Origin of the sequence: Afipia birgiae 34632 (assembly GCF_000308295.2) — a bacterium.
Taxonomy (GTDB): Bacteria; Pseudomonadota; Alphaproteobacteria; order Rhizobiales; family Xanthobacteraceae; genus Afipia; species Afipia birgiae.
The window spans coordinates 475,974-489,914 of the sequence record NZ_HG326653.1 but is presented as its reverse complement, the minus strand read 5'-3'; the positions used below and the strand labels follow the sequence as shown (position 1 = coordinate 489,914).

Sequence of the window (13,941 nt, the reverse complement as noted above, 5' to 3'; positions counted from 1 at the left end):
GTTGGAAGCGGGAAAATTACGCCACCGCCATTTTTTGCAGGTCGACCAGCCGGGCGATGCCCTTCTTGGCCAGCGCCATCAGGTTGAGGAATTCCTCCTGCGAGAACGGCGTCTTTTCGGCGGTGCCCTGGACCTCGATGATGCGGCCGTCGCCGGTCATGACGAAGTTCGCGTCGGTCTCGGCCTCGGAGTCTTCCGCATAATCAAGGTCGAGTACCGGCGTACCGTTGTAGATCCCGCAGGAGATCGCGGCGACGTTGTCGCGCAGCACGTTGTCGTTCTTCAGCATGTTGCGCGCCTTCATCCACTGCAGGCAATCCGCCAGCGCAACCCATGCGCCGGTGATCGATGCGGTACGGGTGCCGCCATCGGCCTGGATGACGTCGCAGTCCACCGTGATCTGGCGTTCGCCGAGTGCGACGAGGTCCACGGTGGTGCGCAGCGAGCGGCCGATCAGCCGCTGGATCTCGACGGTGCGGCCGCTTTGCTTTCCGGCAGCGGATTCGCGGCGCATGCGCTCATGGGTGGCGCGCGGCAGCATGCCGTATTCGGCGGTGACCCAGCCCCGGCCCTGACCTTTCAGCCACGGCGGCAGGCGGTCTTCCAGCGTGGCGGTCACCAGCACGTGGGTGTCGCCGAACTTTACCATGCAGGAACCCTCGGCGTATTTGACCACACCCCGTTCCAGCGTGACGGGGCGCAGTTCGTCGGGCGCGCGACGGCTTGGCCGCATGGGAAAATCCTCCGAAAACATGGGAAATGTCGATTTGGCGCTGCTTTTAGGGGGTTGAGGCCGCAGCGGCAAGGGAAGATCAAGGGCAGATCGAGAGCCGACAAGGATGTTGCGCGAATGCGGCTTGTCATGATGCTGCGCGATGGACAATTGTAGCTTTATCAACCCGTTTGGAGCCCGATTTGGCCCACCACGAGCCGACAGGTCATCTGATTACGCCGAACGCCGGGCTGGCGCAGCTCAACGAGCGGTCGCGGGATATTTTCCGTCAGATTGTCGAGAACTATCTGGCCACCGGGGAGCCGGTCGGCTCGCGCAATATTTCGCGCCTGATCACGGTGCCGCTATCGCCGGCCTCCGTGCGCAACGTGATGTCGGACCTCGAACAGCTGGGACTGATCTACGCGCCGCATACGTCGGCGGGCCGGCTGCCGACCGAACTGGGACTACGCTTTTTCGTCGACGCGCTGATGCAGGTTGGCGATCTGACCGAGCCGGAGCGGCAGTCGATCGAGACGCAGCTCAAATCCGTCGGCGGTGCGCCGTCGGTCGAGGCCGCGCTGAGCGAAGCGCTGACGCGGCTGTCGGGCCTCACTCGTGCGGCCGCGGTCGTGCTGACGGCAAAGGCGAACGTGCGCCTCAAGCATATCGAATTCGTGCGGCTGGAGCCGACACAGGCGCTGGTGGTGCTGGTCGCGGAAGATGGCCAGGTCGAGAATCGCGTGCTGCCGTTGCCGCCGGGCGTGCCGTCGTCGGCGCTGACCGAAGCCTCGAATTTTCTCAACGCACGGATTCGCGGACGCACACTCGCCGAAGCGCGAAGCGAGCTTGAGGCTGCGTTGACGGCAGGCCGCAGCGAACTGGATCAATTGACGCAGAAAGTCGTCGCGGCGGGGATCGCGAGCTGGTCGGGTGGCGCCAGTGATGAGCGCCAGCTGATCGTGCGCGGTCATGCCAACCTGCTGGAAGATCTTCATGCGATGGAGGATCTCGAGCGGGTGCGGTTGCTGTTCGATGACCTCGAGGCGAAGAAGGGCGTGATCGATCTTTTGGGCCGCGCCGAGCGCGCCGATGGCGTGCGCATTTTCATTGGCTCGGAGAACAAGCTGTTTTCGCTGTCCGGCTCGTCGACCATCATCGCGCCCTATCGCGATGGCGCTGGTCATATCGTCGGCGTGCTGGGCGTGATCGGTCCGACGCGGCTGAACTACGCGCGGGTCATACCAATGGTGGATTATGCTGCCCGGATCGTCAGCCAGCTGATCGGCAAATAGCGCGTTAGCGCTTGATTTTCCGCGCCTAAAGCACGATATGCGGGCTAACAATCCCACATGATCGAGACGATTTGCTGAAAAGGTGAGTTATGGCCAATACCAATGGGCGCAAGGAACAGTCGGAGGCGGCCGCGCAGGACAGCGCGAACGGTTCCGTGACCGACAAGGAGCCTGTGGTCTCAAAGCCTTACGTGATGCCTGACGATCCTGAAGAAGGTTCGGTCGAAGCGCTCACCAGGGACGTGGCCGAGGCGAAGGACCGGACGCTGCGCACGCTCGCGGAGATGGAAAATCTGCGCAAGCGGACCCAGCGCGAAGTCGCCGATGCCCGGACCTATGGCATCACCGCGTTTGCGCGCGACGTGCTCGACATCGCCGACAATCTGCAGCGCGCCCTGGATGCTGTTCCGATGGAAGCGCGTGAGGCGGCCGATCCCGGTCTCAAGGCGCTGATCGAAGGCGTCGAACTGACCGAGCGTTCGCTGCACAAGACACTGGAGAAGAACGGCGTGCAGAAGCTCGATCCGCTTGGAGAAAAGTTCGATCCGAATTTCCATCAGGCGATGTACGAGGTGCCGGATTCGACGGTGCCGACAGGCACCGTCGTGCAGGTCGTGCAGGGCGGCTACACCATCGGCGAGCGCGTGTTGCGCCCGGCTCTGGTCGCGGTCGCCAAGGGCGGCGCGAAGGCCAGCTAACCGCATCGGAAATGCCGTCGTTTCTGCCGACCGCAGAAACAGGCTGTTAACGGCGCCTAGCTAGATTTGGTCCAGATTTCTGGACCAGATCATGACCCTTTCCACCGATGCCTCTAATGCGATCGCGAAGCCGCAGCTCGAGCGAAGACTGGTTCTATGGTCGTCGCTCACTGCGGTCTTTGTTGTCGCGCTGATCTTGCGGTACGTCGTTCCCGCGAATAACGACGTGAGCTGGCTTCTAACGGCAGGTGAACAGGTTCTCGCTGGCAAGACGCTCTACGGCGACGTGATTGAGACAAATCCACCGATCGCCGTCCTCGCCTACGTTCCGGCCATCTTGATCGCCCGCGCTCTTGGCGCCGCGGCCGAGCCAGTGGTCGATGCGCTGATGTTTCTGGCCGTGTTCGCTGCGCTCGGTTGCGTGGCTTCGATCCTGCGGCGCTCGGAGCGGCTGCGCGATCTGCAGAACCCCTTGCTGCTGGCGCCCGCGCTGGCGATCCTTGCGATGTTGCCGACCCAGGAATTCGGCCAGCGTGAGCATATCGCACTGATCGCGAGCCTGCCGTTTTTCGCCGCCCTCATGCTGCGGGTAAATGGCGAGGTACCGGCGCGCTGGGAAATCGCAGCGGCCGGCCTCGGCGCCGGCATCACGCTCGCGTTCAAGCCCTATTTCATTCTCGCATTCGTCTGCGCGGTCGTTACGGCAGCGCTTCTGCGCCGGTCCTGGCGCGTCGTGTTTGTTCCGGAAAACTGGATCGCGGGCGTTGCCGTGCTCGGCTACGTTGCCTGCATCGTGGCGCTCTTTCCGGAGTTTTTTACCGTGGTGCTGCCCATCGCGCGCGATGTTTACGTACCGGTGGGGCGGTCATTGTCGTTCATGATCGAGACCAAGGGTGTGGCGTGCTGGCTCGGTGTGATGCTTGTAATTCTCTTGTTGCAGTATGATTGCCGCAGTCGCGCTGTCATCGTGCTGGTCGCCGGCTCCATTGGTTTTGCCGCGGCGTTTTTTCTCCAGCGCAAGGGCTGGCCCTATCACTCCTATCCGATGATCGCGCTGGCTTTTTTCGCGGCGATCGTCGCGGTTGTTTCATTCAGGTTCGATACACGTCGGCCGGCCGGTGTGAGCGCTGTCTCTGCTCTGGCCGTTCTGTTCGTCGTCGGAATGGTCTGGTTCACGGAAACGTTCACCGGGCGGATCCTTCAGCCCTATATCGCCCGCTATGGCGACCGGCCGGTCATCCTGGCGATTTCGAGCGAACCGGGCATCGGACACCCTGTGGTGCGAGCGCTCAGGGGGACGTGGGTGTCCCGGGAGTCAAATCTCTGGATCACCGAGCACACCGATTACATGAAGCGCTACGGCATGGTTCAGCCCGGTCAGGCCGAAACACTTGCCCGCCATGTCGCACGCGAGCGCGCCTGGTTGATCGAGGATATCAAGCGGCAGCCGCCCACGATCGTTCTGGTCGACAACATGATCGGCCGATGGGGCGAATGGATCGACGCCGATGCCGAATTGTCGGCGTTGTTGAAGCCCTACACCAAGGCCAACAGCATTTACGGCGTCGATATTATGGTCCGGGCGGACGCCGCTTCAAATTAGCGCGGATCGATGCCGTCGCGCACCGCGCGAAAGCGCGGGAACGCCTTCGGCCATTCCTCGCGCGTGGCGCTCGCGATGATGCGAAGCGAGGTGCCGCCGCCGAATCTCAGCCACTGTACAACGGTCACCGGCGTGTCGTTCTTGCCGGTGACAGCCTCGATTCGCGTCTCGTATCCGGCGGTGCCGTCGATCCGCAGCGGCTCGTTCGAGGTGATGCGCGCATTGCGAAGGCCCGGAATCGTGGCAGCGGCCTGTTGCGCAAAGCGTCCGCGATCGTCCGGCGACGCGGGCCCGGCCGCGGTCAGGCCAATCACCATATAGGGTGCGCCGTCGAGCGTGGTGTCTTCGGTGCCGTCGGTCAAAAGGATCGAGGAGCGCGGCGCCAGGGTGCGGACGGTTTTGAAATCGCTGAGCTCGCCGATCTTGAACGGCATCAGGCTGAGCTGTTCTTCGGTCGGGACGTCATTTCGCAGCTTCGCCGAGGCGAACATCTTGCGCATGGCCTCGTCGGATATTGGGTTGGCGGTATCCTCGCGCACCTGCGCGATGATGTAGCCGGTGAACTTATCGCCCGCGATGATGACCGAATACATCTTGACCGCGATCGCACCGTCCTTGCCGGCATCGGAGGTGATGAAAGCCTTGCCGGCTGCGGTCTCGAAGGCCTCAGGTTTGGAGCCGGTTGTGGTGGGCTTGCCCTCCTTCACGGCGGCCTCAACCGTTGCGAAGGCCGCGGGAGGAATCTCGGCGACTCCGACCTTGATCTTCTGGTCGGCGGATTCGAACCCCAGAAACTCCTTGGCTACAGTGAGCCCTGCGGCAGGCTCCAGCCCGACGCGCGCGCCTGAAGGAAATACCGGGTCAGCGGCAAGAGCCGGCGATGCGGCGGCGATGGAGACGATGGCGAGGACGCGGACGATCGTTTTCATGAAACCTGACTGATGTCGTATTGAGGCCGTTCGATGGTCGGACACGGCGCGGGACGGGCCCGTCTGTGCGAGGCCCAACTGTTTCTGCGCCGGGCCAACAGATCAAGGGCCGAATCGTTGCAAATTGACGCATTCGCCGCCGTTCCGGGAGGAGGGCGGCTGGCGCGGAAATTCCATTTTCCCGGCTGTTTACAAGGGCTGGTCCTTGCGGGCCCATGCCCCCCTCCTATATGAGGCGGAGCGTCGCGACGTCGCGAATATTTGATATTGGGGGTTTGGATTGGTGCGCCGTCAGGGCCCAGCCAACCTGCCGCAAAAAGAAGGACTAGAAGACCATGGGAAAGGTCATTGGGATCGATCTCGGCACCACGAATTCGTGCGTCGCCGTGATGGACGGCAAAACACCGAAAGTAATCGAGAACGCCGAGGGCATGCGGACGACCCCGTCCATCGTCGCCCTCACCGACGACGGTGAGCGCCTCGTCGGCCAGCCGGCCAAGCGCCAGGCTGTGACCAATCCGGAAAAGACCATCTTCGCCGTGAAGCGCCTCATCGGCCGCCGTTACGACGATCCGACGGTCGAAAAGGACAAGAAGCTCGTCCCTTATAAAATCGTGAAGGCTTCCAACGGCGATGCCTGGGTCGAGGCCGATGGCCAGACCTATTCGCCTTCGCAGGTCTCCGCCTTCATTCTGCAGAAGATGAAAGAGACCGCGGAAGCCCATCTCGGCCAGAAGGTCGATCAGGCGGTCATCACCGTTCCTGCCTATTTCAACGACGCCCAGCGTCAGGCCACCAAGGACGCCGGCAAGATCGCCGGCCTTGAAGTGCTGCGCATCATCAACGAGCCGACTGCGGCTGCGCTCGCTTACGGTCTCGACAAGACCAAGCAGGGCACCATCGCGGTATACGATCTCGGCGGCGGCACCTTCGACGTGTCGATCCTTGAAATCGGCGACGGCGTGTTCGAAGTGAAGTCCACCAACGGCGACACATTCCTCGGCGGTGAAGACTTCGACATGCGTCTTGTCAGTTATCTGGCCGACGAATTCCAGAAGGAGCAGGGCATCAACCTGCGCAACGACAAGCTCGCGTTGCAGCGCCTGAAGGAAGCCGCTGAAAAGGCCAAGATCGAGCTGTCGTCGACGACGCAGACCGAAATCAATCTGCCGTTCATCACTGCGGATGCGACCGGTCCGAAGCATCTGACCATGAAGCTCACCCGCGCCAAGTTCGAAGCGCTGGTGGACGATCTGATCCAGAAGACGGTTGAGCCTTGCCGCAAGGCGTTGAAGGACGCAGGTCTTTCGGCTGCCGAGATCAACGAGGTTGTTCTGGTCGGCGGCATGTCGCGCATGCCGAAGGTGCAGGAAGTCGTGAAGCAGCTCTTCGGTAAAGAGCCGCACAAGGGCGTCAACCCGGACGAAGTCGTTGCCATCGGCGCGGCGATTCAGGCCGGCGTGCTGCAGGGCGACGTCAAGGACGTGCTGCTGCTCGACGTCACGCCGCTGTCGCTCGGCATCGAGACGCTGGGCGGTGTGTTCACGCGCATCATCGAGCGCAACACCACGATCCCGACCAAGAAGAGCCAGGTGTTCTCGACCGCCGAGGACAATCAGGGCGCGGTGACCATTCGCGTGTTCCAGGGCGAACGCGAGATGGCGGCCGACAACAAGATTCTCGGTCAGTTCGACCTGATGGGAATTCCGCCTGCGCCGCGCGGCATGCCGCAGATCGAGGTCACGTTCGACATCGACGCCAACGGCATCGTCAACGTGTCGGCGAAGGACAAGGCGACCAACAAGGAACAGCAGATTCGCATTCAGGCGTCCGGTGGACTGTCTGACAGCGACATCGAGAAGATGGTCAAGGACGCCGAGGCCAATGCGGCCGAGGACAAGAAGCGCCGCGAGGCGGTCGATGCCAAGAACCATGCCGACGCGCTGGTGCACTCCACAGAGAAGGCGCTGGCCGAGCATGGCGCGAAGGTCGGCGAGCCCGAGCGCAAGGCCATCGAAGATGCGCTGGCGGATCTGAAGGAAGCCCTGAAGGGCGAGGATCCGGAAGCGATCAAGACCAAGACCAATACGCTTGCGCAGGCTTCGATGAAGCTCGGCGAGGCGATGTATACGCAGCAGGCCGAGGCGGACGCCAAGAAGGATGCTGCCAAGGACGATGTCGTTGACGCCGAGTTTACCGAAGTCGACGACGATAAGACCAACAAGAAGTCCGCGTAACCAGCCCACGAAAAGCCTCCCCTTCAAGGGGGAGGCTTTTCACGGCGAACCAAATACAGATCCAGACTCGCATGACCCAGATCAGCCATGTCTAAGGCCTGCTATTACGAGACGCTGGAAGTCGAACGCTCCATCGATGAAGCCGGCCTGAAGTCGGCCTTCCGCAAGCTCGCTATGAAATGGCACCCGGACAAGAATCCGGGCGACCCGTCCTGCGAGCACAAGTTCAAGGAAATCTCCGAGGCTTACGAAATCCTCAAGGACGGCAACAAGCGCGCCGCCTACGACCGCTATGGCCATGCCGCGTTCGAGCAGGGCAATGGCAGCGGCCACGGGGCCGGGTTCGGCGCCGGCTTTGCGTCCTCCTTCTCCGATATTTTCGAAGACCTGTTCGGCATGGCCGGACAGCGCGGCGGCCGGGGTGGCCGCGAGCGCGGCGCGGACCTCCGCTACAATATGGAAATCACGCTGGAGGAAGCCTTCTCCGGCAAGACCGCGCAGATCAACATTCCGGTCGCGGTGACCTGTGAGACATGCTCCGGCACCGGCGCCAAGGCGGGCACCAAGCCGAAGACCTGCTCGATGTGCGGCGGCGCTGGCCGTGTTCGCCAGGCGCAAGGCTTCTTCACGCTGGAGCGGACCTGCCCCGGTTGTCAGGGCCGTGGCCAGATGATTGAGACGCCGTGCGCGTCCTGCTCGGGGCAAGGCCGCGTGCAGAAAGAGCGCACGCTGTCTGTCAACATTCCGCCGGGCGTCGAGGACGGCACCCGCATTCGTCTCGCCGGCGAGGGCGAGGCGGGCGTGCAGGGCGGCCCTGCGGGCGATCTCTACATTTTCCTGTCGCTGGCCTCGCACAAGTTCTTCCAGCGCGACGGTGCGGACCTGCATTGCCGCGTGCCGGTGTCGATGGTGACGGCGGCGATGGGCGGCGAGTTCGAAGTGCCCACCATCGACCAGGGCAAGACCAAGGTGAAAGTGCCGTCGGGCACCCAGTCCGGCCGCCGCTTCCGCGTCGCCTCAAAGGGCATGCCAGTGCTGCGCTCCCGGCAGATGGGCGACATGTACGTTCAGGTCGTGGTCGAGACGCCGCAAAACCTCACCAAGAAGCAGAAAGAGCTGCTGGCGGAGTTCGAAAAGCTGTCGTCCGGCGAAACCCAGCCCGAAGCGGCAGGATTCTTCAAGATGGTCAAGGACTTCTTCGGAGCCCGCGCCAATACGCCATAGCTGGCGTCCTTGACGCTTTTTGCTTGCGTCTATACCCCATTGTGAAGGAAATTTGACGCCTCGCCCGTCCCCGGGCTCCGTTGGAAGTATCATGGCTCCCCAGTCCACTGTGCGTGCGTTGAAGAAGCCGCTTCGTCTCGACGACGAAGTTCGTTTTCTCCGCTCCTGGATTGAAAAGCCCCTGCACATGGGCGCGGTGATGCCGTCCAGCAAGGTGCTGGCGCGCACGGTTGCGCGTTACGTCGATCCGCATTCCGACGGACCTGTCATCGAACTTGGGCCCGGCACCGGCGCCATCACCGATGCGCTGATCGCGCACGGCGTTGCCGAGAAGCGCTTGGTGCTGGTGGAGTTCGATCCGGGCTTCTGCGCGCTGCTGCGTGAGCGCTATCCGCAGGCGACCGTGATTCAGGGCGATGCCTACAATCTCGACCAGACGCTGGCAGACTGGAAAGAGCCCGCCGCCGCGATGGTGTCCGGCCTGCCGCTTGTCACCAAGCCGATGCTGGTTCGTCTGAAGCTGATGCGCGATGCGTTCCTGAAAATGGAAGCGGGCGCTCCCTTCATCCAGTTCACCTATTCGGTGGCGCCGCCGATCCCGAAATCCTTGCCGGGAATCCACACCCAGGCCTCGGAGCGGGTCTGGATGAACCTGCCGCCCGCGCGCGTCTGGGTCTATCGCAAGGGCTGATACAAGCGCCTGCCGGCCTTTTGCGTCTCAAAATCCGCCAAGCTATAAACCTGTCGCGCCTTCGTCCTGTCCGGAGGTGACAGGAGCATCATGGCCGCGCTGAAAATCCTCGTCATTCCCGGCTCGCTGCGCGCAGCCTCGTTCAACGCGCGGCTTGCGGCCGTGGCGGTCAAGGAACTGGCGCTGCTCGACGTCGATGCGACGCTGATCTCGCTCAGCGACTATCCGCTGCCGATTTACGACGGCGATCTTGAAGCGAAATCCGGCGTGCCGGCCAATGCCGTCAATCTCAAGCGCATGATCGGCGCGCATCACGGCGTTTTCATCGTCAGCCCGGAATACAATTCCTCGGTGCCGCCGCTCTTGAAGAACACCATCGACTGGGTAACGCGGGTGCGCGACCGCAACGAAACGCTCGGCCAGGTGTTTCGCGAGCGCGCCTTTGCGATCGGTGCGGCCTCCGACGGAAAATTCGGCGGGCTGCGCGTGCTGATGGCGCTGCGCCAGATTCTGGCGCTCGGCTGCGGCGCGACGGTGGTCCCGAAACAGATGGCGCTGTCGTTCGCAGGTCAGGCTTTCGACGACATGGATCGCCTGAAAGATCCGGCCGACGCCCAGTTGCTGCGCGGAACCCTGCGCCAGTTGATCGACACCGCCCAACAGATGATGTGAAACGCCATGAAGCCCACCCATGTTGAGTCCCGCGACCGGCTGATCGTCGCGCTCGATCTCTCCAGCGTTGAGACCGCCGAAGCGCTGATCGCGCGGCTCGGCGACAGCGTGACGTTCTACAAGATCGGCTACCAGCTCGGTTATGCTGGCGGGCTTGCGCTGGTGCCGAAGCTGGCCGAGCGCGGCAAGAAGGTTTTTGTCGATCTCAAGCTGCACGACATCGGCAACACGGTTGCCAAAGGCGTCGAGAGCATCGGCAAACTCGGCGCAACATTTCTGACGGTGCATGCCTATCCGCAGACCATGAAGGCGGCGGCCGAGGCGCGCGGATCGTCGCTGAAGATTCTCGCGGTCACCGTGCTGACGTCCTACGATGAGGACGATCTGCACGCGGCGGGGTATCGTCTCGGCGTGTCGGATCTTGTGGAGGCGCGCGCGCTGCAGGCGCAGGCGCTCGGCATCGACGGCCTTGTCTGTTCGGGAGAGGAAGCCGCGACTGTGCGCGGCATCGTCGGCCCGCAGATGGCGCTGGTGACGCCGGGCATTCGTCCTGCCGGCAGTGCGGTGGGTGACCAGAAGCGCATCATGACCCCGGGCCGCGCGATTTCTGCGGGCGCGGATTATCTCGTGGTCGGCCGGCCGGTGGTGGAAGCGGCAGATCCGAAAGCGGCGGCCGACGCCATCGTCGCGGAGATCGTTCAGGCAGACGGCTAATCAAAAAGGGAGAACAAAATGGCCAAGGGTTACTGGGTCGCGCGGATCGACGTTCATGATCTCGATGGGTACAAGCGGGACTACGTTGCCCATAACGGTACGGTCTTCAAGAAATACGGCGCCAAGTTTCTGGTGCGCGGCGGCACTCATGAAGGCCACGAAGGCCCGGCGCGCTCGCGCAATGTCGTCATCGAGTTCAAAGACTATGTGACCGCACTGGCCTGCTATCACTCGCCGGAATATCAGGCCTTGATCAAGGCGCGCGCGCCGCATTCCAATGGCGAAATCGTCATCATCGAAGGCTACGACGGCGAGCAGCCGTAAGCGTTTAGAGTCTGGAAGCTGAGTCGTCATCCTGAGGTGCGAGCGCTTGCGAGCCTCGAAGGATGAGGGTTCCAAAAGGCCGTCGCCCTTCGAGGCCCATAGCCGTTCGAAGAACGGCGTTCTTTCGAACGCCTGTTGCTTCGCTGCGGCAACTCGGGGTGACGGCGATGGTGCGAAGGTCGCGCTGCTACTTCCCCATCCCGTTTTCGGGGACGATGAGCGGCACGAACCCGAACACGCTGCTGCTATCGGGATCGACCAGCACACGCACCGCGTGGACCAGTTTGTCGCCGTAGACCATCAGCTTGTTGACGCCGGGGATCGGCTTTCCCTTGCTGTTGCGCAGCGGCGCGATTGAAAAATAGTGCTCGTCGCCATGGATCAGGAGCACCGGCTTGCCGAAGCGGGTCGCGCCGGCCTCAATGGCGTCGAGCGTGCTGGTAAAGCCGGACTGGCGCGGCATCGCGCCGTTCTGGAATCGCGATTCGTCGAACTCCGCCTGCACAAACATCACAACAGCCTTGGCGTTGTCCGCGCTCGCCTTGGCGAAGCTCGCATTGATCCACGCGACATTCGCCTTGTCTCGGGCGAAGAACTCCTTCACGCTCTCCAGATCCTGCGCCTCGAAGCCGTTGTTCGAGCCCGGTACATGCGCGGTGAAGAACATCACGCCGTTCTTCGCAAAACGCGTGTTCTCAACGTAGGTTGAATATTCCGGCATCAGCAGCGCCTGGCTTTCCACATCGAGCGGAGCCTTGCCGAGCGATTTCGTCGGGGTCGCGAAAAACATCTCGCGCAGCTTCGCAAGGCGCTCGCGCGGATTGTAGCCGCCTGCGGCCTTGCGGTGGCAGTCGAGCCATTCATTGTCGCCGATGGTGTAGACCAGCGCGCCCTCGAACGTCTGGATCTGGTCGTAACTCCTTTTCAGCACTTCATCGCTGCACGGCAGTGCGCTGGATTTGATGTCGCCCATGTGCAGGGTGAAGGCGGGCTTCAGTGCGTTGACCGCAGCGATCAGCCGGTCGAACTTCGCGTAGTCGTCCGGCAAATTGTAGGGGATGTCGCCGAGCGCCACGAACGAGAACGCATTGTCGCCACCGATACGCTCCGCCGCCGATGCAGGCGTCAACGAGGTTGCGATCAAGAGTATCCCGGCGGAGAGAGCAGGCAGCAGGCGCATGGACGGGTTTCCTTCGGGGTGCCCCTCAATAGGTCGGCTGCGTGACCCTTGCATGACTTCAGGCAGGTCACTCAGCCGTGCAAAGCGGCCCTCTGTGCGGGACGGGCGCGGTTGCCGCCGTGGCCTCGCGCCGCTATACCGCCAAAGCAAGTTATGAAACGGGTTTTGAGGGCTGAAAATGGCCGATATGCGCCTGATCGTTGCTGGAGCCGGGGGCCGGATGGGCCGGACCCTGATCCGCACCATTGCCGAGACCGAGGGCGTCGCGCTCGCCGGCGCGCTGGAAGCGCCGGGCTCCGACCTCCTGGGCCAGGATGCCGGCGTGCTTGCGGGGCTTCCTGCCAACGGCATTGAACTTTCCGGCGACCTCTGGACCCTGTCGAAAAACGCCGACGGCATTCTCGATTTCACCGTACCCGCCGCGACCATCGCCAACGTCGCCATTGCCGCCCAGCGCGGCATTGTCCACGTCATCGGCACCACGGGCCTGTCGGCATCGGATAACGCGGTTATCAAGAGCGTGACCTCGCAGGCCATCGTCGTGCAGTCCGGCAACATGAGCCTTGGCGTCAATCTGCTGGCCGCGCTGGTGAAGCAGGTGTCAAAGTCGCTCGATGAGGATTTCGATATCGAGATTCTCGAAATGCACCACAGGCAGAAGATCGACGCGCCGTCGGGCACCGCCTACCTGCTCGGGCAGGCGGCGGCGGACGGCCGCGGGATCGATCTCGGACAGCGCTCGGTGCGCTCGCGTGACGGCTACACCGGCGCGCGCAATCGGGGCGACATTGGTTTTGCGACACTGCGCGGCGGCACCGCCACCGGCGATCATACGGTGATTTTCGCAGGGCCCTATGAACGCATCGAACTCGCGCACAAGTCGGAGGATCGCATGATTTTCGCGCGCGGCGCGCTGAAGGCGGCGATGTGGGCGAAGGACAAGAAGCCTGGACATTATTCGATGACCGACGTGCTTGGTCTCGGCAGCAACTAACATTCCTGAAGAGTTGGAACTGAAAGAATGAGCGATCGTCTTCTCGTCCTCGTGCGTCACGGCCAGAGCGAATGGAATCTGAAAAACCTTTTCACCGGCTGGAAGGATCCCGGCCTGACCGAACTCGGCGTTAAGGAAGCCGTCGCCGCCGGCCGCAAGCTGAAGGAGCATGGACTGACGTTCGATGTCGCCTTCACGTCGGTGCTGACGCGCGCGCAGCACACGCTTGATCTCGCGCTTGAGGAAATGGGCCAGACCGGGATTCCGATCACGCGCAATCTTGCGCTGAACGAGCGCGATTACGGCGATCTGTCGGGTCTGAACAAGGATGACGCCCGCGCCAAGTGGGGCGAGGAACAGGTGCTGATCTGGCGACGGTCCTACGACGTGCCGCCTCCGGGCGGTGAAAGTTTGAAGGACACGCTGGCGCGCACGCTTCCCTATTACGTGCAGGAGATCCTGCCGTCGGTGCTGCGCGGCCAGCGCACGCTGGTGGCGGCGCATGGCAACTCGCTGCGTGCGCTGATCATGGTGCTGGAAAAGCTGACGCCGGATCAGATTCTGAAGCGTGAACTCGGCACCGGCGCGCCGGTGGTCTACCGGCTCAACGCCGACTCCACGGTAGCCTCGGTGAAGGATCTCGCGGGGTAGGTTTCTTCGTTGCTTTG

The 13,941-nt window shown here is 62.7% G+C and carries 14 protein-coding genes; 11 read left to right on the top strand and 3 right to left on the bottom strand.

The genetic code is table 11. The features are described from left to right. Positions 1–16 precede the first annotated feature (16 nt). On the bottom strand, positions 17–733 hold the full coding sequence (gene rph / locus BN32_RS16260) for a ribonuclease PH (protein WP_006023335.1): 717 nt from the start codon (positions 731–733) through the stop codon (positions 17–19). Positions 734–915: 182 nt separating this feature from the next. On the opposite strand from rph, the gene hrcA reads away from it, so the two are divergent. From hrcA to BN32_RS16245, 3 genes are all read left to right on the top strand, one after another. Then, the gene (hrcA, locus tag BN32_RS16255) at positions 916–2,007 is read left to right on the top strand and encodes a heat-inducible transcriptional repressor HrcA (RefSeq protein ID WP_040426811.1); all 1,092 of its coding nucleotides are present in this window, start codon (positions 916–918) and stop codon (positions 2,005–2,007) included. Positions 2,008–2,096: 89 nt separating this feature from the next. Beyond that, positions 2,097–2,705, top strand: a complete 609-nt coding sequence (grpE, locus tag BN32_RS16250; RefSeq protein ID WP_019199293.1) for a nucleotide exchange factor GrpE — start codon at positions 2,097–2,099, stop codon at positions 2,703–2,705. A 91-nt stretch (positions 2,706–2,796) separates the two neighbouring features. Beyond that, positions 2,797–4,308: a hypothetical protein gene (locus tag BN32_RS16245; protein WP_019199294.1), complete on the top strand. Its 1,512-nt coding sequence runs from the start codon at positions 2,797–2,799 to the stop codon at positions 4,306–4,308. Here the strand turns inward: BN32_RS16245 and BN32_RS16240 are convergent. Continuing rightward, the gene (locus BN32_RS16240; protein ID WP_019199295.1) at positions 4,305–5,237 is read right to left on the bottom strand and encodes a hypothetical protein; all 933 of its coding nucleotides are present in this window, start codon (positions 5,235–5,237) and stop codon (positions 4,305–4,307) included. The two genes, BN32_RS16245 and BN32_RS16240, sit on opposite strands and share 4 nt — an antisense overlap. Positions 5,238–5,572: 335 nt before the next feature. Between BN32_RS16240 and dnaK the strand changes: the two genes are divergently transcribed. From dnaK to BN32_RS16210, 6 genes are all read left to right on the top strand, one after another. Next, positions 5,573–7,474, top strand: coding sequence for a molecular chaperone DnaK (dnaK, locus tag BN32_RS16235; protein WP_019199296.1), 1,902 nt, complete (start codon positions 5,573–5,575; stop codon positions 7,472–7,474). An 87-nt stretch (positions 7,475–7,561) separates the two neighbouring features. Next, entirely contained in the window at positions 7,562–8,698 is a 1,137-nt protein-coding gene (gene dnaJ, locus BN32_RS16230; RefSeq protein WP_019199297.1) for a molecular chaperone DnaJ, read from the top strand. A gap of 91 nt (positions 8,699–8,789) precedes the next feature. Then, positions 8,790–9,389, top strand: coding sequence for a class I SAM-dependent methyltransferase (locus BN32_RS16225; protein WP_040426602.1), 600 nt, complete (start codon positions 8,790–8,792; stop codon positions 9,387–9,389). A 90-nt stretch (positions 9,390–9,479) separates the two neighbouring features. Then, entirely contained in the window at positions 9,480–10,061 is a 582-nt protein-coding gene (locus BN32_RS16220) for an NADPH-dependent FMN reductase (RefSeq protein WP_019199299.1), read from the top strand. A gap of 6 nt (positions 10,062–10,067) precedes the next feature. Continuing rightward, positions 10,068–10,775 carry an orotidine-5'-phosphate decarboxylase gene (gene pyrF, locus BN32_RS16215; RefSeq protein WP_019199300.1) on the top strand — a complete coding sequence of 236 codons (708 nt, stop codon included), beginning with the start codon at positions 10,068–10,070 and terminating at the stop codon, positions 10,773–10,775. An 18-nt stretch (positions 10,776–10,793) separates the two neighbouring features. After that, on the top strand, positions 10,794–11,099 hold the full coding sequence (locus BN32_RS16210) for a DUF1330 domain-containing protein (protein WP_019199301.1): 306 nt from the start codon (positions 10,794–10,796) through the stop codon (positions 11,097–11,099). A 187-nt stretch (positions 11,100–11,286) separates the two neighbouring features. On the opposite strand, the gene BN32_RS16205 is transcribed toward BN32_RS16210, so the two are convergent. Next, on the bottom strand, positions 11,287–12,279 hold the full coding sequence (locus BN32_RS16205) for a hypothetical protein (RefSeq protein ID WP_019199302.1): 993 nt from the start codon (positions 12,277–12,279) through the stop codon (positions 11,287–11,289). A gap of 178 nt (positions 12,280–12,457) precedes the next feature. Here BN32_RS16205 and dapB point away from each other — a divergent pair, with 178 nt between their 5' ends. Continuing rightward, on the top strand, positions 12,458–13,273 hold the full coding sequence (dapB, locus tag BN32_RS16200; protein ID WP_019199303.1) for a 4-hydroxy-tetrahydrodipicolinate reductase: 816 nt from the start codon (positions 12,458–12,460) through the stop codon (positions 13,271–13,273). Between the two features lie 27 nt (positions 13,274–13,300). Continuing rightward, positions 13,301–13,924 carry a 2,3-bisphosphoglycerate-dependent phosphoglycerate mutase gene (locus BN32_RS16195; RefSeq protein ID WP_019199304.1) on the top strand — a complete coding sequence of 208 codons (624 nt, stop codon included), beginning with the start codon at positions 13,301–13,303 and terminating at the stop codon, positions 13,922–13,924. The last annotated feature ends 17 nt before the right edge of the window (positions 13,925–13,941 follow it).

Coding starts and splice junctions, on each gene's coding strand:
- BN32_RS16205 (WP_019199302.1), bottom strand. CDS start 12,279: ATGCGCCTGCTGCCTGCTCTCTCCGCCGGGATACTCTTGATCGCAACC.
- dapB (WP_019199303.1), top strand. CDS start 12,458: ATGGCCGATATGCGCCTGATCGTTGCTGGAGCCGGGGGCCGGATGGGC.
- BN32_RS16210 (WP_019199301.1), top strand. CDS start 10,794: ATGGCCAAGGGTTACTGGGTCGCGCGGATCGACGTTCATGATCTCGAT.
- pyrF (WP_019199300.1), top strand. CDS start 10,068: ATGAAGCCCACCCATGTTGAGTCCCGCGACCGGCTGATCGTCGCGCTC.
- BN32_RS16245 (WP_019199294.1), top strand. CDS start 2,797: ATGACCCTTTCCACCGATGCCTCTAATGCGATCGCGAAGCCGCAGCTC.
- BN32_RS16225 (WP_040426602.1), top strand. CDS start 8,790: ATGGCTCCCCAGTCCACTGTGCGTGCGTTGAAGAAGCCGCTTCGTCTC.
- grpE (WP_019199293.1), top strand. CDS start 2,097: ATGGCCAATACCAATGGGCGCAAGGAACAGTCGGAGGCGGCCGCGCAG.
- dnaJ (WP_019199297.1), top strand. CDS start 7,562: ATGTCTAAGGCCTGCTATTACGAGACGCTGGAAGTCGAACGCTCCATC.
- BN32_RS16195 (WP_019199304.1), top strand. CDS start 13,301: ATGAGCGATCGTCTTCTCGTCCTCGTGCGTCACGGCCAGAGCGAATGG.
- BN32_RS16220 (WP_019199299.1), top strand. CDS start 9,480: ATGGCCGCGCTGAAAATCCTCGTCATTCCCGGCTCGCTGCGCGCAGCC.
- rph (WP_006023335.1), bottom strand. CDS start 733: ATGCGGCCAAGCCGTCGCGCGCCCGACGAACTGCGCCCCGTCACGCTG.
- BN32_RS16240 (WP_019199295.1), bottom strand. CDS start 5,237: ATGAAAACGATCGTCCGCGTCCTCGCCATCGTCTCCATCGCCGCCGCA.
- dnaK (WP_019199296.1), top strand. CDS start 5,573: ATGGGAAAGGTCATTGGGATCGATCTCGGCACCACGAATTCGTGCGTC.